The 22,128-nt window shown below is 49.3% G+C and carries 18 protein-coding genes; 10 read left to right on the top strand and 8 right to left on the bottom strand.

Annotation, left to right across the window (positions count from 1 at the left end; all coding sequences use genetic code 11):
* Nucleotides 1-38: 38 nt before the first annotated feature.
* The 6 genes from AC14M5_RS02060 to AC14M5_RS02035 all read left to right on the top strand — a co-directional run bounded on the left by AC14M5_RS02060 (nt 39) and on the right by AC14M5_RS02035 (nt 7,452).
* On the top strand, nt 39-386 hold the full coding sequence (locus AC14M5_RS02060) for an Asp23/Gls24 family envelope stress response protein (protein WP_484027961.1): 348 nt from the start codon (nt 39-41) through the stop codon (nt 384-386).
* Nucleotides 387-389: 3 nt separating this feature from the next.
* Nucleotides 390-851 (top strand): transcription antitermination factor NusB, encoded by a 462-nt coding sequence (nusB, locus tag AC14M5_RS02055; RefSeq protein WP_484027960.1) that lies wholly within the window; start codon nt 390-392, stop codon nt 849-851.
* 3 nt (nt 852-854) lie between these two features.
* A complete protein-coding gene (locus AC14M5_RS02050; RefSeq protein ID WP_484027959.1) occupies nt 855-1,271 on the top strand; it encodes a twin-arginine translocase TatA/TatE family subunit in 417 nt (138 codons plus the stop codon).
* Complete coding sequence (gene tatC / locus AC14M5_RS02045; RefSeq protein WP_484027958.1) at nt 1,264-2,217, top strand: twin-arginine translocase subunit TatC; 954 nt, start codon at nt 1,264-1,266, stop codon at nt 2,215-2,217. The genes AC14M5_RS02050 and tatC overlap by 8 nt, the downstream gene beginning before the upstream one ends.
* A gap of 38 nt (nt 2,218-2,255) precedes the next feature.
* Nucleotides 2,256-4,778: a glycoside hydrolase family 113 gene (locus AC14M5_RS02040; RefSeq protein WP_484027957.1), complete on the top strand. Its 2,523-nt coding sequence runs from the start codon at nt 2,256-2,258 to the stop codon at nt 4,776-4,778.
* Nucleotides 4,779-4,884: 106 nt separating this feature from the next.
* Nucleotides 4,885-7,452 (top strand): penicillin acylase family protein, encoded by a 2,568-nt coding sequence (locus tag AC14M5_RS02035; RefSeq protein WP_484027956.1) that lies wholly within the window; start codon nt 4,885-4,887, stop codon nt 7,450-7,452.
* A 60-nt stretch (nt 7,453-7,512) separates the two neighbouring features.
* Here the strand turns inward: AC14M5_RS02035 and AC14M5_RS02030 are convergent, their stop codons facing one another.
* The 5 genes from AC14M5_RS02030 to mnmA all read right to left on the bottom strand — a co-directional run bounded on the left by AC14M5_RS02030 (nt 7,513) and on the right by mnmA (nt 11,980).
* Nucleotides 7,513-7,881 carry a VanZ family protein gene (locus AC14M5_RS02030; protein WP_484027955.1) on the bottom strand — a complete coding sequence of 123 codons (369 nt, stop codon included), beginning with the start codon at nt 7,879-7,881 and terminating at the stop codon, nt 7,513-7,515.
* Between the two features lie 15 nt (nt 7,882-7,896).
* The gene (locus AC14M5_RS02025; RefSeq protein ID WP_484027954.1) at nt 7,897-8,559 is read right to left on the bottom strand and encodes a DedA family protein; all 663 of its coding nucleotides are present in this window, start codon (nt 8,557-8,559) and stop codon (nt 7,897-7,899) included.
* Nucleotides 8,560-8,639: 80 nt separating this feature from the next.
* Nucleotides 8,640-8,918 carry a hypothetical protein gene (locus AC14M5_RS02020; RefSeq protein ID WP_484027953.1) on the bottom strand — a complete coding sequence of 93 codons (279 nt, stop codon included), beginning with the start codon at nt 8,916-8,918 and terminating at the stop codon, nt 8,640-8,642.
* A gap of 1 nt (nt 8,919) precedes the next feature.
* Nucleotides 8,920-10,830 carry an alpha/beta hydrolase family protein gene (locus tag AC14M5_RS02015; RefSeq protein ID WP_484027952.1) on the bottom strand — a complete coding sequence of 637 codons (1,911 nt, stop codon included), beginning with the start codon at nt 10,828-10,830 and terminating at the stop codon, nt 8,920-8,922.
* A gap of 82 nt (nt 10,831-10,912) precedes the next feature.
* Complete coding sequence (gene mnmA / locus AC14M5_RS02010) at nt 10,913-11,980, bottom strand: tRNA 2-thiouridine(34) synthase MnmA (protein ID WP_484027951.1); 1,068 nt, start codon at nt 11,978-11,980, stop codon at nt 10,913-10,915.
* A gap of 358 nt (nt 11,981-12,338) precedes the next feature.
* On the opposite strand from mnmA, the gene AC14M5_RS02005 reads away from it, so the two are divergent.
* Both AC14M5_RS02005 and AC14M5_RS02000 read left to right on the top strand, forming a co-directional pair.
* A complete protein-coding gene (locus tag AC14M5_RS02005) occupies nt 12,339-13,127 on the top strand; it encodes an HAD family hydrolase (protein ID WP_484027950.1) in 789 nt (262 codons plus the stop codon).
* Between the two features lie 75 nt (nt 13,128-13,202).
* The gene (locus tag AC14M5_RS02000; protein ID WP_484027949.1) at nt 13,203-13,985 is read left to right on the top strand and encodes a methyltransferase domain-containing protein; all 783 of its coding nucleotides are present in this window, start codon (nt 13,203-13,205) and stop codon (nt 13,983-13,985) included.
* A gap of 158 nt (nt 13,986-14,143) precedes the next feature.
* On the opposite strand, the gene AC14M5_RS01995 is transcribed toward AC14M5_RS02000, so the two are convergent.
* Nucleotides 14,144-15,721 (bottom strand): vWA domain-containing protein, encoded by a 1,578-nt coding sequence (locus tag AC14M5_RS01995; protein WP_484027948.1) that lies wholly within the window; start codon nt 15,719-15,721, stop codon nt 14,144-14,146.
* A gap of 263 nt (nt 15,722-15,984) precedes the next feature.
* On the opposite strand from AC14M5_RS01995, the gene AC14M5_RS01990 reads away from it, so the two are divergent.
* Nucleotides 15,985-16,935 carry a GGDEF domain-containing response regulator gene (locus tag AC14M5_RS01990; protein WP_484027947.1) on the top strand — a complete coding sequence of 317 codons (951 nt, stop codon included), beginning with the start codon at nt 15,985-15,987 and terminating at the stop codon, nt 16,933-16,935.
* 9 nt (nt 16,936-16,944) lie between these two features.
* On the top strand, nt 16,945-18,585 hold the full coding sequence (locus AC14M5_RS01985) for an alpha-amylase family glycosyl hydrolase (RefSeq protein WP_484027946.1): 1,641 nt from the start codon (nt 16,945-16,947) through the stop codon (nt 18,583-18,585).
* Between the two features lie 3 nt (nt 18,586-18,588).
* On the opposite strand, the gene AC14M5_RS01980 is transcribed toward AC14M5_RS01985, so the two are convergent.
* Together AC14M5_RS01980 and alaS are read right to left on the bottom strand one after the other, a co-directional pair.
* A complete protein-coding gene (locus AC14M5_RS01980; protein WP_484027945.1) occupies nt 18,589-19,098 on the bottom strand; it encodes a hypothetical protein in 510 nt (169 codons plus the stop codon).
* A gap of 91 nt (nt 19,099-19,189) precedes the next feature.
* Nucleotides 19,190-22,042: an alanine--tRNA ligase gene (gene alaS, locus AC14M5_RS01975; RefSeq protein ID WP_484027944.1), complete on the bottom strand. Its 2,853-nt coding sequence runs from the start codon at nt 22,040-22,042 to the stop codon at nt 19,190-19,192.
* Between the last annotated feature and the right edge of the window lie 86 nt (nt 22,043-22,128).

Genomic DNA, 22,128 nt, shown 5'->3' with positions numbered 1-22,128 from the left:
ATCATTCAATCACTATTCACTCTCATCAAGGAGTAGGAATGTCTGAAACCACTCAAGGCAAGACAACCGTATCACCTGAAGTATTGACCACCATTGCGCGTCTCGCTGCGTTGGGCGTGCCCGGCGTAAGCCGCCTTGCACCCATTTCAGGCGGAGTGAATCGCCTCTTTAGACGAGGAGCAAGCGAAGGCGTCCGCATCGAAACGGAGGAGAATACCGTCTACGTGGACTTACATCTCATCCTCCAGGAAAATGTCAACATCCGCGAGGTCAGCCGCAACGTCCAACAGCAGGTGGCACGCGCCATTCAGGAAATGGTTGGTATGGACGTTGGGCATGTGAACATTCACATAGAAGATATAGATTACGAGGACAGCGAGGCCTGACCCATGAAACCCCGAACCAGAGCGCGCTCCATTGCTCTGCAAGTACTTTACGAAACGGATATTGCAAACAACCATCTTCCAGGCGAAGTATTAAAGACACGCCTGGAAGATACTTTGCTGGCAGATGACCTGGCTGAATTTGCCAGGCAGATCGTCTTTGGTGTGCTACCGCTCAAACAAGACCTCGATCAATTGATCGCAAAATATGCACCCGAATGGCCGCTTGACCAGATCGCGGCGATAGACCGCAACATCCTGCGCATTGCCTTTTGGGAATTTGCTGTATCGCGTGGAACACCGGTAAAGGTTGCCATCAACGAAGCTGTGGAACTGGCAAAACTTTACGGCTCCGATTCCGCATCGCGCTTTGTCAATGGTGTGCTTGGCACACTCGCAGAGCACGAGAATGAAATTCATCAGATCATAAAAAATAGAATAAATCAGGAATCAAAACTGGAATCATAGAACATGGAAATCCTTGGTATTGGAATGTCTGAACTTGTTTTCATTATTATCATCGCGCTGATCGTGCTTGGCCCAAAAGATATGCAAAAAGCTGGCAAGACCATTGGCAAATTTTTACGCAGCGTTGTTACCTCTGACGGATGGAAAATTTTTCAGCAGACCTCACGCGAACTGCGCACTCTGCCAAACAAGCTGATGCGTGAAGCAAATGACGAAATGAATCAGATTGGAAAACAGATTGGGACGGAGATCAATACCGCTTCAAGCCCCAGCGGGAAGCTGCCCGATTCCCCAAACATGCCATCACGCTCCCAGCCTTATACTACCAAACCCACACCGATGAAACCATCCGAGAGCACGGCCCCAGCCTCCCCAAGCGAACAAAAAGAAAACGAAAGCGACAAGCAGAGCGATGCGTAATTTTTTTCTGGGTTTGTGGCGAGGTATTGCTTCCGTTTCTCGCTTTCTCTTCAAGATAATTATCTTCCCCTTCAAGCTAGCTTTCAATATTCTCGCGTTCCCGTTTCGAGCGCTTTACCGATTCCAAAAATTTCTTAATACAGAGCCAGATGAACGCCCCATCGCAGACGTATTCGTTGATCTGACAACCAACAGTGATACACGCCAAATGTTGTGGGATCAAATAGAAGCACTGCGTATGCACATCCTGCGCGCGGTCATTGCGTTGGCAATTGCGGTCATTGCTGCGTTCTGGGTGGCGCAGGATATTATGGAGTTTCTCGCCATTCCCATCGAAGGGCTGGAAAATTTGCAAGCCATTCAAGTGACGGAGGAGATTGGCGTCTTCATGCGTGTGTCTATGACTGCGGGCATTGCGGTGGCATTTCCATACATTGCATTTGAATTATGGCTCTTTGCGGCACCGGGTTTAAGACCGCGTGAAAAAAAAATGGGACTGGTGGGAATCCCGTTTGCAACCCTGCTCTTTCTGCTGGGCATGGCGTTTACCTATTATGTGCTGCTGCCTGCCGCGCTGCCATTCCTTGGAAGTTTTACAAAGATTGCGCAGTTTTGGGCGGCGCGTGAATACTTTTCATTTGTTACAGGCTTAATGATCTGGATCGGTGTCTTCTTTGAATTCCCGCTGGTTATCTATGTGCTGTCTTCGATGGGATTGGTAAAGCCTGCCATCCTTGCTCAGCAATGGAGATTGGCAATTGTCATTATTGCAGTCGTCGCCGCGGCTGTCACACCCACCATTGACCCGGTCAACATGGGGTTGGTGATGCTTCCCATGATTTTGTTATACTTTATCAGCATCGGCCTGAGTTACATCGCCTACGCCGGGCGAAGGCAGAAAAATGCCGAGGATGAAGTCAATGCTGAGGGTGAGCCGGCAGGCTAAGGCCCACGTGAGGCGGTGGATTTAATCGAGGAGAGAGAATGAAGAGGCAATCATTATTATCCCGCCGCTATCTAAGCGCGGTGATCATGCTTATCCTGGTTGGGCAGGCATGTACAATTTCATTATTTAATCCGACCACGCCCGGTAATTCAACACCAATACCGGGCAATGTGATTCCTTCCCCAACGCCGCAGCCTGTGGCGCAGACCACTTTCATCGTAACATTACCCGAACCCCTGCAACAAAATGAGACGCTCTCCATCGCAGTGATGGATGAAGTGACCGGGCTTTCTTTGAATGCCACGCAATTCCCAATGAGCGCGCGCGATTCGCTAACCTACACTGCGGTTCTGCCCCTCCCATATTTCTCTGTTGTTAAATATCGTTATATCCGCCGCGGCACTTCGCAAATTAATGAAGATACCAACTTTGGTTCTGTGATCCGCTATCGTATGCACTTTGTGGCGGGGCCCGGAGAAGTACAGGACATCATCGCAGATTGGGTGGATAAATCCTATGCGCGCGCTACTGGTACGATCCTGGGGCAGGTATTCAATTCCGATACTGGCTCGCCTCTGCCAAATATGCTGGTTTCTGCTGGCGGTGTTCAATACATCACAGATTCGCTTGGGCGGTTTGAACTAAGTGGCCTGCCGGTTGGTACGCAGCAATTGATCGCCTACAGCCTGGATGGAATGTATCAACCATTTCAGCAAGGCGCAACCGTAGCAGAGGGCAAGACAACCATCGTTGACCTGCGCGTGAAGCCATCACAACTTGTGAATGTCACATTCATTGTTTCTGTTCCTGAATCTACCGTGCCGGGTGTACCGGTGCGAATTGCAGGAAATTTATTGCAGCTTGGCAATACCTTTGCAGACTTGCTCGGCGGCGTAAGCACAAACACAGACCGAATGCCCATTATGAATCTGCAAGCAGATGGGCGATATGCGATCACAATGGGTTTGCCCGCCGGTACCTATATTCAATACAAATATAGCCTAGGCGATGGCTTTTGGAACGCTGAACACAAAGCGGATGGTCAATGGGTGCTGCGGGAATTTATCGTGCCAGCACAGGATATTACGCTTCAAGACACTGTAGCGGGTTGGTCTGCTGGAGATTCTGCTCCGATCCTTTTTGAAGTTACTGTTCCATCCGTCACACCGCCCGGCGATATTATTTATATGCAATTTAATACCTTCGGCTGGATGGAACCCATCCCTATGTGGCCGCTTGGTAACAACCGCTGGGCGTATAAACTTTACGGGCCACTAAATGTACTTGGCACGTTTTCATACCGCTACTGCCGCAATGGACAATGTGGAAGTGCTGACGATGGACAGACCGTCGGCTCGGCACCAACCGGGCGGCAGGCACTTACCAGCATCCTTGGTCAGGATATCGTAGACAATGTTGGCTCATGGAAATGGTTCGAGAACCCGGAGCCGGTTACGTTAGTAGGAGCAGTCATTACATCGCGCGCTAATACCTTTGTTGCGGGTATTGAATACCAATCTACTTACCGTCCAAACTGGTCTTATTATGCACCTCAGGCGCTTGCAAACGCACAAGCGTTGGGGTCCAATCTGGCTGTGCTCACTCCAAGTTGGACGTATACAAACATCTCGCCTCTACGCTTTACAACCGTACCGGGTCAAGACCCACTGTGGATAGATACTGCGATCATGATCTCACAAGCCCGTGCTTTGGGACTCAACGTAGCGCTCTTTCCAAATCCAAACTTCCCCGCATCATCGAATCCTTCAACTTCGCTTAGCACAAACTTTTGGATGAATGCTCCGCGTGACGCGCAGTGGTGGCAGACCTGGTTCACCCGCTATCGCGCATTCGCGATCAATTACGCCGATCTCGCCTCCCAAACTGGCGCGCAGACCCTTGTCCTCGGTGGTGATTGGGTTACGCCTGCATTACCCGGTGGAACTCTGCCAGATGGCAATCCATCCAACACGCCCGCGGATGTGGAAGCGCAATGGAAAGCCATCATCGCTGATGTGCGAACACATTTCAAAGGGCAGATATTTTGGGCCATGCCATACACTCAATCCAGCATAAAAACGCCGCTGAGTTTCCTGCAAGACGTGGATGGCATTTATTTGTTATGGTCTGCACCACTTTCTACAAACCAAAGCGCCACAAAAGCAGACTACGCCAACGAAGCCGGGAGGCTGCTGGATAACGAAGTGGCTCCGCTTGTATCTTTACTAAATAAGCCTCTCATCCTTGCCATTGCATATCCTTCTGCCGCAGGTGCAGCCAGTGGATGTATCCCCAATGGAGCGGGAAGCTGCTTTGACTCAACGGTCTTATCTAGGCCGAATGCTGATATTGCTTCCGTCAGTTTGAATCTGCAAACCCAGGCAGATATTTACGAAGCCTTGCTCACCGCAGTCAATGCCCGCCAATGGGTCTCAGGCTTTATCAGCCGCGGCTATTACATGCCCGCTGCATTACAGGATAAATCCATATCCATTCACAGCAAGCCGGCCGCAGATATTTTGTGGTATTGGTTCCCAAGATTGTTGGGAACGATCAAATAACTAAAACTTTTATAAAAATATTCGCAGATCAGATGGGTTTCAAAAGAAAAAGATTTATAGTCCCCACCTAGTCTGCGGATCCAATATTAATATACTCGGAGGGCTCATGAAAAAAGCAGTCAAATTGATGTGGCAGATTCTGATCGGGGGAGTTATTCTTGTGTTGATCGCAGGCGCGGGGGGAACATACTATTTCAAAAGCAACCTGCCAAATAAAGTGGCACAAGAATCATTTCCGCAAATTAACGGAGAGATTAAGCTGGATGGTCTAAACGCACAGGTGGATGTCTATCGCGACAGCATGGGCATTCCGCACATTTATGCATCCACAGCACATGACCTGTTCTTTGCGCAGGGTTATATCCATGCGCAGGATCGTTTCTGGCAAATGGACTCGTGGCGGCATATTGGCTCTGGCGAACTTTCGAAGATGTTCGGAAGCGGGCAGGTGGAAACGGATGCGTTCCTGCGAACACTTGGCTGGAGGCAAACCGCCGAAGCAGAATATGAGCAGCTTGGGCCTGAATCAAAAGCTATTCTGCAAGATTATGCCGAGGGCGTAAATGCCTACCTCAAAGACCATAAAGACACTGCACTCAGTCTTGAATATTCTGTACTCGGACTGCTCAGCCCGGACTACGAGCTTGAAGAATGGACGCCCATCCACTCGCTGACCTGGGGCAAAGCCATGGCCTGGGATCTGCGCGGCAACATGGGGGACGAGATCGAACGCGCTGTTCTGCTCAAAACACTCACCCCGGAACAAGTTGCCCTATTGTTCCCCGCTTACCCTGAAGACCATCCCATTATCGTAAATCAAATCGGGGATGGTTCAGCAACCGTTCCATCAAACGCTGCAGGCTTCGCGGAGACAAATGCACCGATATCCGCACTGGAGGCGATTGAAAATAATGTCGCCTTAATGGATGATGCGCTTGGCCCCTGGAATGATGGCGTTGGCTCGAACTCCTGGGTTATCTCCGGTGAATTGACAGATACTGGTATGCCCCTGCTTGCAAACGATCCGCATCTTGGGATTCAAATGCCATCGATCTGGTATCAGGTTGGTTTGCACTGCACCGAAAAATCTGATGAATGTCCATTCGAAGTTGCAGGCTTCTCCTTTGCTGGTGTTCCCGGCGTGATCATCGGTCACAATGAGAACATCGCCTGGGGCTTCACCAATACCGGCCCGGACGTCATGGATCTTTATATTGAAAGGGTAAACCCTGAGAACCCAAACCAATACGAAGTGAACGGCCAATGGGTGGACTTTGTCACTCGGGAAGAATCAATTCCGGTGGTCGGGGGTGAAGCGGTCGATATCACAGTCCGCAGCACACGTCATGGTCCGGTCATCTCTGAAACCTATGGGCCGCTCAAGGATCAAGGTGATCCCAAAGACGAAGAGTTTGAAGCGTTCAAGGATCGCGCTGGCGTTGAACTGCCCGAGCAATACGTGATCGCGCTGGCGTGGACGGCGCTGACTCCATCGTCACCATTCGAAGCAATTTGGGGATTCGACAAGGCACAAAATTGGGAAGAGTTTCGTGAAGCCGCACGTAATTTCCATGTACCTGCGCAAAACCTTATCTATGCAGATACTTCGGGAAATATCGGCTATCAAATGCCCGGTGATATTCCGATCCGCAAGAACGGTGATGGCACATTGCCGGTGCCCGGCTGGACAGATGAATACGAATGGACGGGTTACATTCCATTTGAAGAACAGCCTTACACTTTCAATCCATCTGAAGGTTATATTGTCACTGCGAACAATCAAGTGCCCACAAACGACTACCCATACCTCATCACATATGATTGGGATTATGGTTTCCGCGCGAATCGGATTGTCAGCATGATCCAGAATGCACCCGATAAAATTAACAGCGCCTATATTCAACAGATGCAAGGTGATTCATTCGATGCCAATGCCGAAACTTTCGTGCCGATCCTTTTGGATGCAAACCTCGCCTCGGATTTTGACCCCACGCTTGATACGCTAAAGAACTGGGACTATCAATCCCGGGCAGACTCCACACCTGCGGCGATCTTTAACGCGTTCTGGCGACATTTCCTTCAAAACACATTCAATGATGATATCCCAGAGCGCTATTGGGTGGACGGCGGCTCACGCTGGAATGACATCATGCGCCATCTAGTAAACCATCCTGACGACTCGTTCTGGGACGATAAATCCACAACAGATATCGTCGAAAGCATGGACGATATTCTAGCGAAGTCCTTTGAACAGGGCATAGCCGAACTCGAAGATATCTTCGGCAAAGACATGGCCACATGGAATTGGGGCGAGATGCACGCCGCCACCTTCCGAAATTCAACGCTGGGCGAAGCTGGCGTCTTCCTGATCGAAGATCTCTTCAACCGCGGACCTGTTCCCGTCAGCGGCGGCGAAGCCATCGTCAACGCGACAGGTTGGTCTATAAAAGATGGCTATGAAACCAACTGGCTGCCCTCCATGCGTATGATCGTGGATTTCAGCGACTTGAATAATTCATTAACCGTGCACACCACAGGGCAATCTGGTCATGCTTATCACCCGCATTACGATGACATGGCCCCGCTATGGGCGGACGTGAAATACTATCCCATGTGGTGGGAGCAGGAATCTATCATCAATGATAGTGAAGGGCATTTGGTATTGATGCCATAAAAAAGTGACAGCCACTTTAAGGGTGGCTGTCACTTTTACTCGTGTTACAAACGGGAGTCTTTAGGGCTTCCGTTTTCTTTTTAATGACCAGGCCAGAAAACCAAAGAATGTGATGCCCGCATAGTTCGCGAAAAGGTCACTCCAGGAAGCCTCCCGCCAGCGGATCGATATTTGAGATGCTTCTTCGATGGAGAATATAACAGCCAGGAGCAAAGCCACAGAAACAGCAACCAGTTTCGGGCTATGGGAGGGAAGTGCCTGTATCAGACTGGATATGATCAAAAAGCTGAGAGTCCCGATCAAAACAAAGTGTCCGAGTTTATCGCCAAAGGGAAGGTCATGCAGGTATTTTAATTGCCCCTGCAAATATCCCATGTCGGCCAATACAATAATTATGACGATGAAAATCGCAAAGAGAATGGCAGCCACTTTCATTCGGCTGCGTTAGCTTTCGCTAATCTCTACTTTGGGGTACGCATCCTTTTTATTTCGTGACTTCCACCATTCGACGAACATCGGCAAAACAGAAATCAGAATGATGACGATGATCACATATTCAAAATTTTCCTTCATAAAAGGAATGTTTCCAAACAAATATCCAGAAAATGTGAATAGCAGTACCCAAACCACACCACCCACTATGTTGTAGGTGATGAAATAACCGTAGGTCATCTTTCCGATGCCCGCCACAAACGGCGCAAAGGTGCGGACGATGGGAACAAAACGCGCCAGGAAGATGGCTTTGCCGCCATGCTTCTCAAAAAACGCGTGAGTCTTATCGAAATACTCCTTCTTGATCCATTTGATGTTGTAGGCGCGCTCACCCAAATAATGACCGACAGTGTAGTTGACGGTATCCCCAAGAAAAGCTGCGGCAATTAGTAACCCAACCAGCAGCCACACATTCAATGAACCCAAAGCTGCAAATGTGCCCGCCGCAAACAGCAGCGAATCGCCAGGCAGGAAAGGCATGATCACCAGGCCTGTTTCAACAAAGATCACCACGAACAAAATGCCGTAGGTCCACACGCCATAATCTGTAATAATTTTCGCGAGATATTCATCCAAATGCAGGAAGAGATCAATTACGTTCATTACAATTTCCATACTCTTTACTCACTTTCAAAAATTAGTAATGTGATGGATATTTTGGAAGTCCATCACCATTTATAGACAACGGGCGCAAATTATACACCGCTTTTATTTTTAGGATCGATCCGGTTCAGCCAATCACCAAGCGCCAAAATCAGAGCACTTCCGATCACCCCCAAGCCAACATCCAGCGCGCCAAAGAGATACAATCTCCAGCCGCTTGCTATGCTAACCCACTGTCCTAAAGCAAAGCCGAGGATGCTCAAACCGATATATAAAAGCAGGCGCATTCCACCTCCCCCGCGCAGGAGGTGGAACAACACACCCAGCAATGTGGCAACGATCAGCCCAAATAAAATTATGGGGAGAGTCATTCTATGGGTTTAAATGCTTCGCAAAGAAATCGGTGATGGCATTGTAGCAAGTGACACGGTTCTCGTATTTGAGTACATCGTGCCCTTCATCCTCAAAGACCAGAAGCTCTAATTCCTTGCCTTTGGCTTTCAACTGCTTCACAAGGTCTTCCGACTCTGCCGCCACCACGCGCGGATCGTTCCTGCCCTGAATCACAAGCATAGGCGCAGCCATATTATGCAGATGAGTCTTTGGCGAACGCTCGATCAGGAAATCCTTTTCCTCAGGTTTGGAGGGGTCGCCTAGTGCAATTTTGAAATATGGTTTCCAAGTTTGAGGAATTCTCTCAGAGAAAGTCAGCAAGTCATACGGGCCAAACATATCGCAGGAGGCCTTCCACAGATCGGGGTGCATACCCGCTTGGATCAAGGTCATGTAGCCGCCATAGGAACGCCCAACGACAGCCGCACGGTTGACATCCACACGTTTATCCTTTGGCAAGACCTTCGTCATCGCGTGGACGTGGTCAAGCCGATCCTGGCCGCCCCAATCCCGATCCACGTGTTTGACATATTTCAATCCATATCCTGTGGAACCACGCACGTTTGGAACGAAGACGGCAAATCCGCGCAAGGTGAGGTACTGGATCAACGGCATGGAGAACCACGCAAAGTCCGGGCGTTCCTGTCCCTGTGGGCCGCCGTGGATGTAATAGACAAGCGGACGCTGGCCTTTGAACCCCAGCGACTTGGCAGGCAGATACATCCGCGCTGAAACTCGCAAGCCGTCATGTGAAATGAAGGAAACATCCTCACCCTTTGATAGATGCGCGTCTGGAATGCCGAGAATTTTTTCATTTGTATGCAATGAAAGATCATTGCGTTTTGAGCCTTCAATGGAATATATCTGCGTAGGTGAAGTGGCGGTTGAAAACGAGAACGTGAAGACATCTTCCACTTTATCGTAATCCATGTGCTCCAACATGCCGCCATCGAAGGGCTCCTGCCCCACCAGAACATATTTGAGATTCATGGTGAGCTTGGCTTCATCAAAAATCCCTTCATACGCCCAGGAACAGGCATCAATATTAAAGGTGACCAGATAACGGTTATCTTTCAGGTGAGCAATATTTTCCATTTCACCCACGCCGGTATGAGCTACGCCTTTCAGCTTGACTGAATGCATCAGGCCAGGTTTCTTGAGATCAATGTAGCCAAGTCCAAAAGTATCTTCAAAAACAGCACTGGTTACGATGGCTCCTTTTCCACTTGGGGAGAATACTGCATTACCAAGCCCGTTCAATGGAACCTGCTCGCCTGGCTTGCGGTCTTCCAATGGTTTGCCATACAACAGGGTTTTCTTTCCCTTCAACCATGAATACAGCACGCCATCACCCACCGAATAACCCGTACCAAGCAAAAGTTTGGAATGGTCTTTGCTATGTGATGAAACACCAAACCCCCATTCGCTTTCGGCGATCTTTGTCAGCTTGCCGGTTTTCAAATCACCGCGATATGTTTCGATCATTGGCTTATCACGCCGTTCAGCTAGTAAATAAACAACGGCTTTCTCACGATCACATTCGCCAAGATGGACACGATAATCTTTAAAGAAATTATTGAAGGCAGGCTCAGGGAAGCCACCATCCAAAGAGATCAACATCGGCTGATAATTTTCATCACCATCATGGTCGATCATGACCACGATCTTCTCCAATTCAGGAAATACATAAAATGAATGTCCGCCGATCAAATGCGGATTCTGCAGAGCGATGTTCGGCGGGAGCAGCGGCTCGGGCACACTGCCGCCATAAAACATAGCATATAAGCTCAAGTGCCCTGAAAGATTGCTCAAAAAGTACACGCGTTCATCCGCAAATTGCGGCACAACAAACAAACGGGCAGACATCAGTGATTCAATACGATAGTTCATGGGAAATCCTTTCGTGATGAAATGTGTGGTTCATGAGTGCAGCGCACATTCTTGACTCAATAACAGTCTGCGTGCAAATTATTTAGATGATGATTCCGCCACCGATCATCACCTCGCCTTGATAGAAGACTGCCGCCTGACCTGCTGTGGCGTCACGCACAGGCGCATCAAACTTAACCGACGTTTGATCCCCTTCCAACGGGCTGACCAGCGCCGCAACTTCCTTTGCCGTATAGCGGATCTTCACCTCCGCGCGGAAAGGTTCACTCGGTGTTTCGCCGTTCATCCAGTTGACATCGCGCGCAATGATCTCGGTCAAACCCAATTCATCCTGCGTGCCAACGACCAGCGCATTGCTAGCCGCATTCTTGGTAATGACGAAAAGCGGAACAGGCGAGGCCACACCAAGTCCCTTGCGCTGACCGATGGTGTAATTGGCCAACCCAGTGTGTTCACCGAGCACCCTGCCATCCCTCGTGACGATCTCGCCAGGCTTCAACATTTCCGCAGAGTTGCGCTGAAGGAAATTACGATAATCATCTCCAGCGAGAAAGCATAGGTCTTGGGAATCTGCTCTCGAAGCAGTAGGCAGGCCAAAGTCCGCGGCGAGGCGGCGTATTTCGGGCTTGGGATACTCCCCCACAGGAAAAAGCGCATGGGCAAGTTTATCCTGCGTTAAGACATGCAAAACGTAGGACTGGTCTTTGGAGTGATCGATAGCACGAAGCAAATTATGTTTTCCATCTTCGGCCTTTTGAATTCTGACGTAATGCCCCGTTGCCATATACTCCGCGCCCAGAGCCAAAGCGTGATTCAAAAGAAAGGTCCAGCGGATCTGACGATTGCACAACAAACAAGGGTTGGGTGTTTCGCCGCGCGCGTATCCATCCAAAAAATACTGCACGACGGTTTCCTTGAAAACATCCTTCGCATCAATTACATAAAACGGAATGTCGAGAATCCCCGCGCCGCGCCGCGCCTGCGCCATTGAATCGGGCGTGCAACAGCGATTGGAATCTTCCTTGCCAGGCTCAGACCACAAACGCAGCATCATACCGGTAACGTCATAGCCCTGCTGTTTGAGTAGAGCCGCCGCAACAGATGAATCCACGCCGCCAGACATGGCGACGACAACTTTTTCTTTTGCCATAATGCAATGATTATAATGCCCGTTGCATAAATAACCTAAGTTGCTACCATACTCTCGTTGTGTCATGCTGAGGGGCGCTCTTCGCCCCGAAGCATCTCTGACGCTATAAACGCAGACCCTTCGGTCGCGGCGATCGCGCTCCCTCAGGGTGACGCGTTCTTTTTATATCAAGGTAGCAACTTGAGCTAAATATATAAACTCCCCTGCCATCGCAAATGTAAGTCGGATTGCCAATCCGACTTACATCTTACCTTCTTGAATTTCAGGTAAAATAGGCACTCATATAAACAAGTAATGATAAGGTGACAGTCGCCTTGAAGTGACTGTCATTTTATTTACGGAATGAATAGGAACATTAATGGATCGATTGAAAAATTTCAAAGCGCAGGCAATCATCTTCGACAAAGACGGCACACTCATTGATTTCGATGCCATGTGGGGAGGCTGGGTGGTGTATCTGGCAGAGCAATTACATTTGGTCAGCGGACTTAACGTCCGTGAAGCTTTATGCATTGCAATGGGGTATGACGATGAGAACAAAAAGGTTTTGGCGCATGGAAAACTTGCAGCAACACCCATGGCACTGCTATATCGCCTGACCGTTGAAGTAATGCAATCGGTTGGCTTAGATTCGGAAGATGCAGAGCAGGCTGTTGAGAAAGGCTGGTGCATTCCAGACCCCGTAATTCTGGCAAAGCAGTTTACAGATACGCGCCTGTTGTTCGGCCAATTGCATGGCAAAGGGATTAAGATCGGCATCGCCACCACCGATGACCGCGCTCCCACCCAGGCTATGATCGAAGCATTTGATATCGAAGAATACATCGCCACCATGGTCTGCGCCGACGATGGGATTCCAGCCAAGCCCGCACCGGATATGGTGTTGACAATTTGCGAAAGAATGCAAATTGACCCTGCCAGGGTAATGGTTATTGGCGACACCACCGCAGACTTGAAAATGGCTCGTTCCGCTGGCGCAGGGTTGGTGGTGGGCGTGCTTTCGGGCGTATCTTCCGCGAGAGATTTGGTGGAATACGCAGATGTATTGATCGAGTCAGTAGATGAGATGCACATGTACGCGCAAGCGTTGGCGGATCAGGGAGCGTCAAACACGCAAACCGACCTCAACCCGGATTTTGCATTCTAGGATTAAGATGCAAAAGTCACTTCAAAAGTGACTTTTGTTTTTAATAAAACCCAATACATTCACAAAGGAAAACAAATGGACATTCTCGTCAGCACACCGCCAGCCTCAGTGGAGGATCACAGCGCACTACTGGACTCAACCCAGTACACGCGTGAGTCGATCTTAAAGTACGAAAAGATTTTTGGGCACGGCTTCATCAGCACAGGCGGACTCGATAGCACACGCGAAATCGTCAAGATGCTTAATCTCAAAGCAGACATGAAGGTTCTGGATGTGGGCAGTGGCATCGGTGGCTCAGCTTTTCACATGGCGCAGGAATATGGCGTCCACGTCCACGGGTTGGATCTTTCTCACAATATGCTCGCCATTGCCCAGGAACGCTTGCAAGAGATGAATCTCAATTCACACGTCACCTTTGAATTTGGAGATATTCTGGAAAGCAAGGCTAATGCGACCTACGATGTTGTATATAGCCGCGATGCATTCCTACATATTGAAGATAAAGCACGCCTATTTGAAACGCTCAAACGCACGCTCAAACTCGGCGGGTTACTGTTCTTTACTGATTACTGCTGGGGTGAAGGAACACACAGCGATGAATTCCTGGCATATGTGGCGCAACGCGGCTACGATCTGCACACCGTCAAGGATTATGGCAAACTCATAGAGCAGGCGGGCTTTAGTGAAGTTCAAGCCATGGATAAAACCAAACTCTTTGGCGATTACCTGCATATTGAATTGGACAAATTGCCAAAGGACGGCTCCATGCCTAAGATTCGCCAATCATGGAATGAGAAGATCGTCCGCAACCAGCGCGGGGAACAAGGCTGGGGTTGGTTTATGGCAAGGAAAATGTAAATTTGAGAAATTAGTAAGTGACCTTACGCAGTGTTTTCCCTGCGGGAGAGGGGACTCCCTTCCCCTTTCGGGGGAAGGGCTGGGGATGAGGGCGCGCAAGGCGAAGTTAGTAAAAACTCATCCTCGCCGAATGCGAGGATGAGTTTTTACTTTAAAGATCAGTCTAACAGCCTGCGAGCTTCGCGAACCAAATCCACGAATTCCTCCATGTAATCATCACGATATAGGTATTCGCTGATGCGGCGGGCCTCATCGTAGACATCATCCATTGAGCTTTCCTCAGCCCAGTAACTGCCTTTCAGGATTTCGGCATATTCAGCAACGACCACAGCGCGTTGAAAATATGGGTCGGCTTCCTCGAAATCAAATGCAATTTGACTCGTCTCAAAATCCTGTGAGATTTCAACGACCTGATGTGTATCGGGGTCTTCCCAGCGCATAAAGACCGTCGCAACTCTGCCGCGCGCTTCTGGATACAGCTTGACTTCGTACAAGGCTGTCACGGAATGCCCTGCCCCAATCTCGCCTGCATCCACTTCATTGTCACGGAAATCATCATCGGCCACAGCGCGGTTTTCATAACCCACCAGGCGATAGCGCATTACGACATCCGTGTTGAACTCCACCTGTACTTTTGCATCCAATGCAATAGTTTGCAAAGTGCCTGTGATCTCGTCGATGAAAAGCTTGCGGGCTTCATCCATATCGTCCACGTAGGCATAGAAGCCATTGCCATTATCAGCCAACTGTTCCATGAGAGTGTCGTTGTAATTGTCCATACCGAAGCCAATGGTTGTGAGCGTGACTCCGCGCTCGACGTGGCGGTTAATCTCTTCGAGGATCGCATCCGCTTCTGTCTGGCCGACATTTGCCACGCCATCCGAACAAAGGATCACCCGATTAATGCCATCCGACTTGAAGGCCTCCATTGCCATGCCATAACCAAGGCGAATCCCCGCTTCGGCATTTGTAGCGCCCTCAGGCTCAAGCTTGCGGATCGCCCTGAGAATCTTCTTTTGTTCAGAACCAGGCGTCGGGTCCAGAACGACGCGGGCATCTGATCCATAAACCACAATGCTGACAGTGTCATCACTGTGCAATTGTTCAACCAGCAATTCAAGCGAACGCTTGACGAGTTCAAGGCGGCTATCCATATCCATCGAGCCAGAGACATCGATCACAAAGGTCAACGCGGCATCCTGGCGGTCTTCCGCATCCACATCATAACCTTGAATGCCAACGCGCATCATGTCATAGCGTTCGGTTTCGGTAAAAGGCGATGGGCCGCCATCGATATAAATACCGAAAGCCTGGTGCGGCGGAGGCATCGGATACCCATGATCGAAATAGTTGATGTACTCTTCCACGCGCACAGACTCCTCGGGCGGAAGATTGCCATCGTTCAAATAGTTGCGCATGACGGTATATGAGCCCGTATCCACGTCCAATGCAAAAGTGGATAGGTTGTCATCATCCGTATCTATGGATGGGTTGACACCATGGTCCTCAAAGAACATATCAGTTGGCGGTTCGTTGGATGGGGGTTGTCCGCTGTGTTCTTGAGCGGAGGCAGGCGCTTCGGTTGCTGCGGGGGCTTCAGTTGCAGGGGCTGATTCAAAATCATAATCTGGCAAGGAGGGCGCTTCCGTTGCGGCTGGCGCAGCGCCTCCGCAAGCAACTGTAAACAGCAATAAGAATAGAGCACAAAGGCCAAGGGCCTTGCGTAAGGTTTTCATTTTTCTTCTCCTATTGAATTTTTATTTTTATACGCAAACAAGTGAAGAAGACCAGCAGGCGGCGTCCCGCTGAGCTTCAAAGGAATCCGTTAAGTCATAAGCCCTCCTTTCTGGATGACAATCCCAGTGATCGTCATCATATTGTGATGAATGGACGTATCGTTTGCGGGGAAAGTTCCCCCATCAAAACGACATGAGTTATTGTGACACGAATCCCAACGAAATTCAACTTGTAATTTTGTCAGGTGGAGTTCGCTGAAAGCATGAAACATCGCCATATTAAAGTTACAATACAGCTTATGAAAATTCTTATCGTCGAAGACGAACCAATATTCAGGCGAATGGTCCAGAAGAACCTGCTGGAGGCGGGCTATGAAGTTGTGGAGGCGGAAGACGGCCAGGCTGCATGGGAATTATTCAAGCGCGAACCCTTCCACTTTGTCATTACAGATTGGATGATGCCAAATCTAAGCGGACCCGAGCTGGTGCAAAACATTCGAACCAGCGGGCAAAAAAATTACACCTACATTATTATGCTAACTTCCATGGGTGACCAGGACAACATCGTCTTCGGCCTCGAATCGGGTGCAGATGAATATCTGACCAAGCCGTTTCACAGCAGGGAATTAAAGGCACGTGTCGCCAGCGGAATGCGCATCCTCCGCCTGGAGCAACAACTTACACAGGCGCGTGAGCAAATGGAAGCCTTGGCCATGCACGACGGCCTGACAGGCCTGCTTAACCGCAGGGCCATCGATGAATATGCCGAGGCTGAGTTCAATTTGGCTGGCAGAAAAGAACGCACAATGAGCATCATCCTGCTCGATATCGATCACTTCAAAAGCATCAATGATCGATTCGGACACAAGGTTGGAGATCATGCCTTACAGCAGGTGGCAAAAGTCATAAAGGAAGATTTACGAAATTATGATCGCGTTGGGCGTTGGGGTGGCGAGGAATTTATTCTGATCCTGCCAGACACCCAACTGAAGGAAGCCGTCACAGTTGCTGAGCGCGTAAGACTCCGAACGGCGGCATTGCAATTGAATTTGGAAAATGGAGAGTCATTCCATGTGAACATCAGCCTGGGTGTGGCGGGTAGCACCGGTCAATTCCAATCTCTTACAAAATTTATTGATGCAGCCGATCAGGCTTTGTATCAGGCCAAACAAAATGGTCGAAATCAAGTTTGTGTTTTCAACCCGCCGCAATAAAAACGCAGTATGAGCAGACCCTGGTATCACACAACAGCTATCTATCAGATTTATCCGCGCTCATTTTACGACAGCAATGGTGATGGGATCGGGGATTTAAAAGGCATCATCCAAAAACTGGATTACATCCACGAACTGGGATTTGAAACGATCTGGATCTCGCCGTTCTTTACCTCGCCGCAAGCTGATACCGGTTACGACATCTCCAACTACACTGACGTCGCTCCCGAATACGGGACGATGGACGACCTTCTGCAATTGATTGAAGAAACCCACAAGCGCAAAATGAAAATCGTGTTCGACATGGTGATGAACCACACTTCCATTGAGCACGAATGGTTCAAAGAGTCATGCTCCTCGCGAAGCAATCCCAAAGCGGATTGGTACATCTGGAAAACTCCATCTCCCCATTCTTTGGGGAGATGGAGAGGGGTTCCCAACAACTGGCACAGTCAGACAGGTGGAAGCGGCTGGCATTATGCACCCGAGCGGAAACAATATTATTGGGCAAGTTTCCTTCCTTTCCAGCCGGACTTGAACTATCGCAACCTTGAGGTGAAAAAGACCATGCTTGGAATCGTCCGCTTTTGGCTTGGCAAAGGCGTAGATGGCTTTCGGCTGGATATCTTCAACGCCATCTACAAAGATGCCGAATTCCGCGACAATCCATTTTCATTCAAACTTATCCCAACCGAAGATGATCCTTCTGGATTCTTTCAGGAAGCGAAATACAACTTGAATCAGCCAGAAAGTTTTGAACTTGCAAAAGAACTACGCAGCATCTGTAATGAATTCGGGGAGAAAATCCTGCTCGGTGAAGTGAGCGGAAACAGAACTATCATCCGCAGATATTTGGGGAACGAAATCAACGACGGGCTAGGTCTGGTCTTCGATTTTGAAATGCTCAATTTTAAATTTACAGCAGATTATTTTCGAGAGTTGATCCAGAATATTGAAAGATATTTCCCCGATCCATTCATGCCCGTCTACGTCTTCAGCAACCACGATAGGCGCAGGAGTATTCACAGGCTTGGGGATGATGTCCGCAAGGCCAAGCTGCTCGCTCTGCTGCAACTCACCGTCCGCGGCGTGCCATGTATATATTACGGTGAAGAGATCGGCATGACAGACTCAAAGTTTCCGCTTGCCACCACGCTCGACCCGATCCCGCACAAATTCAAATTCGTCCCGCGCTTTGTCTTTGATATGCTCGGCATCACCATCAATCGTGACGAAGTCCGGACGCCGATGCAATGGGATGCGACCAAAAACGCAGGCTTTTCATCCGCTGAAAAGACGTGGTTGCCCGTGCATGGGAATTACAAAGAGTTCAATGTGGAGAGGGAAAGCAAAGAAGCGGATACATTATTGAATGAAATTCGGGGCCTGATGAAAATCCGTAATACGAAAAAACCCCTGCAAGAAGGATCGCTAGAATTAATAGAAGGGTTGCCCAATGGTGTGCTCGGTTATTCACGAAAGTTTGATAACGAGAAGGTGATTACCCTTTTGAATTTTGACGAACGGGAAAAGGAATTTCAAGTTGAGTCTTCTGAATGTATTTTCAAGTTATCCCAAAAAGACGAGGCAACAGAGAAAGCCATTCGGTTGAATAGCTTTGGTGGAGTGGTGCTTACTTTGTCAGCCTAGTGCTTATTTTCTCTGTAGTAATGCTGGTTTAGGCAAGGGTTCCTTTTTGGGTTTTTCACTCAACTCATCAATAGTCTTATCTTCCGCGGGTTTATCTGCTGGAGGTTTGTTTACCGCCTCATAGGCTGCAGTACCAAAATAAAAAGCGATCAACACCCCGACTATTGTTGTAAAGTGATTGATCATTGTCTCTGTGATCACAGGTAGTTCACTGCCCTTGCTAAAAAAGCTGACAGTTCCCACAAGAACTAAATACATCGTAATGATAGAGATGACAATCGCCAATCGCACATCGTTCTTAGACAGGGTATGCGACTTATCATTTAGGCCAATTCCAATGAATCCATAAAAAGTTAGCAGGCCTATGGCGATCATCATCAGGGAAAGCAACGCCCTCGAAACTCCAACTCCGTCAATTGGGTTTGCAGTAAAGTATAAATTCCCCGTAATTCCAAGAACAACAATGACAAACACCCACACCCCAATTCTATTTACGGCAGATATTTGATTCATAATGCCCTCCCGGCTCACAGATAGTATAAGATCATTGTAATGAGATTTATGTTTAAATCAAGCGGGAGTGGAAAAATCCACTCCCGCAGGTTTACTTCAATTTCTCATCTATTACTTTTTTGACCTTATTCATCGCATCATTGAAATTATCACGCGAATCGGGCAAACTACCTTGCGCAAGATTGGGACGTCCCCCGCCTTTGCCACCGATGCCGGTGATGAGATCACCTGCCTTCATGCCTCGTTTGACCAGATCCTCGGTCACCACTGCGATGACAGTTGATCCTGTTACGAGGACAGCCGCGCCGCTTTTAGGATATTTCTCGCGGAATTTATCGGCCAGGGAGCGAAGCGTATCAACATCTGCATTCGGAACTTCCATTGCAAGTACATTCACGTCTTTTATAGTTTGAACATTTGAAAGTTGCGAGTTCAAAGCGGACATTGCAGATTGAACACGGAAATTCGCAAGTTCCTTCTTAAGCTCGGAGACTTCATCCTGTAAAACTTCAACCTTGGCAGGGACCTCTTCAACAGATGATTTCAAGATGCCAGCGGTTTGCTTGAGGGTCTTAAAACGTTTGGAGATCAGGTCATATGCGCCGCGGCCCGTAATAGCTTCGATACGGCGAATGCCTGCCGCCGCAGAACCTTCGCTAACAATGAGGAAAGCGCCGATATCCGAAGTGCGGTCAAGATGTGTGCCGCCGCAGAGTTCATAGGAATATTTTGGCTGGTGTTCCACTGATGCGGTGGGATGGACGATGGATTCTTCCAGACTCTGGAGTCCAGAAGCTTGCTTCTGGGTTTCAGACAGCAAGTTGTCCGACTCCAGAATAGTGATCGTGCGAACCGTCTCCCCATATTTTTCGCCAAAGAGAGCCATCGCACCTTCGGCAATCGCATCTTCGCGAGCCTTGAGCTTGGGCAGCACTTCCATATCTGCTGCAACCGCATCGTTGACAATGCGCTCAACGCGCTCGATCTGTTCGGAGGTCATGGCATCGGGATGAGTGAAGTCGAAACGCAGATGCGTTGGTGCCACCAGTGAACCAGCCTGACGAGCGTGTTCGCCCAGTACCTGATGCAAGGCGGCGTGGAGCAAGTGCGTGGCAGTATGGTTACGCATGATGTCGTGACGGCGTGTTACATCCACCTCGGCAATGGCCTGGTCACCCACTTTGGGATGACCAGAGATGACCACGCCAATGTGGACAATGACGCCGGCAGAGGCACGGCGCATATTCGTAACTTCGATCTCCCAGCCCCCCTCAGTTTCGATATGCCCCTCGCTACCTCCTGGGATTACTCGACTCGTGGAGGCAGCTCGAATGAAACCTGTGTCATTAACCTGACCACCAGACTCAATGTAGAAACCAGTCTTCGGTAGGATGACTTCAACGGTATCGTCCAGCGAAGCGGATTGAACTGATTCGCCATTGACGATCAGCGCAAGAACCTCACCTTCAACCTTCGGGCTGGTATACGGGTCGTATTCAACGCCGTGCTCGTCAAGTTTGGCGTCTTCACGCAGGTTCTTCAGTATGCCGGCAAAGAATTCTGCATCTTCACCACCAAGCTTGCCCATGGCCTTACCACCGCCAGAGGCTTTGCTATGAACTTCCTTCGCAGAATTGAAACCTGCTTCATCGATATCGAGGCCTTGTTCACGCGCAATGTCACGGCTGATCTCAAAGGGTAAGCCGTAGGTGGCGTATAGGTCAAAGGCTTTGTGACCGTCTAAGAGCAGAGAATTAGAGGATCGGAGATTGGAGAGTAGATTCTCTAAATGGGCCGTACCAGCTTCAACGGTCCGTGCGAAGCGGATTTCTTCCCGAGTCAAATTATCAAAGATGGTGGCTTTGTTCTTCTGCAGTTCGGGATAAAAATCCCCATAATAATCGATGACCGCTTCAGCAACTTTGGCGAGGAAAGGTTGATTGAGCCCGATCTTGGTGCCAAAGCGCGCGGCGCGGCGGATGATCATGCGGGTGACATAATTGCGCCCACCGTTGCCAGGGACAACACCATCGGCAATGAGGAAGGCGGCGGAACGGGCGTGGTCGCAGATGACGCGATAAGGCGTGAAATCGGCGAGCATTTCTTTTTCGGTATGACCAGATAGCGAACGCAAAACTTCGAGCGAGCCTTTGAAGAGATCGGTTTTGTAATTGGAGTCGACACCCTGCAAAACGGAGACGATGCGCTCGAAGCCCATGCCGGTATCGACATGTTTTTGCGGCAATGGTTCGAGGCGGCCATCTTCGAAAAGATTGTATTGAATGAAAACGTTATTCCACAGTTCGAGGTAGCGTGTGCATTCACCGTTCACGCCGCAGCGGTGGTCTGTGCCGCGCAGGTTATCGCGCTCTTCGCCCATGTCAAGGTGAATCTCAGAACACGGCCCGCACGGACCGAACTCTGCCATTTGCCAAAAGTTATCCTTACGCCCGAAAAACAAAACATGAGAAAGATCGAAGCCAGGCTGTGCCTTCCAAATGTCAGCAGCTTCATCGTCACGCGGGATGTCGCCCTTATCATCTTCAAAACAAGTGGCATAAATTTTATCCTTGGGCAGACCCCATACATCGGTCAGCAACTGCCAGGACCAGGCGATAGCTTCCTTTTTGTAGTAATCGCCAAAGGACCAGTTACCGAGCATTTCAAAAAATGTGTGGTGCGTATCGTCACGGCCTACATCTTCGAGGTCATTGTGCTTGCCTGCCACACGCATACATTTCTGCGAATCGACGGCGCGGGTGTAGGGTTTTTTATCGGTGCCGAGGAAAACATCTTTGAATTGCACCATGCCCGAGTTAGTGAAAAGAAGCGTTGCGTCACCTCCAGGGACAAGCGACATCGAAGGCACAACGGTATGCCCATGCTCGACGAAGAAATCTATGAAATCCTGGCGGATTTGGTTGCCTGTAAGTTTTTTGCTCATACGAAGTAGCTCTCCGAGTTGAAATTGCGTGAATTATACCAAGTGTGGTATTTGCTGAAACGTTTAAAGGTTGGAAAGTTGCAGGT

It is taken from the genome of Candidatus Villigracilis sp., from assembly GCF_057083605.1.
The sequence above is the reverse complement of the archived record's forward strand: the minus strand, read 5'-3'. Positions and strand labels throughout refer to the sequence as shown.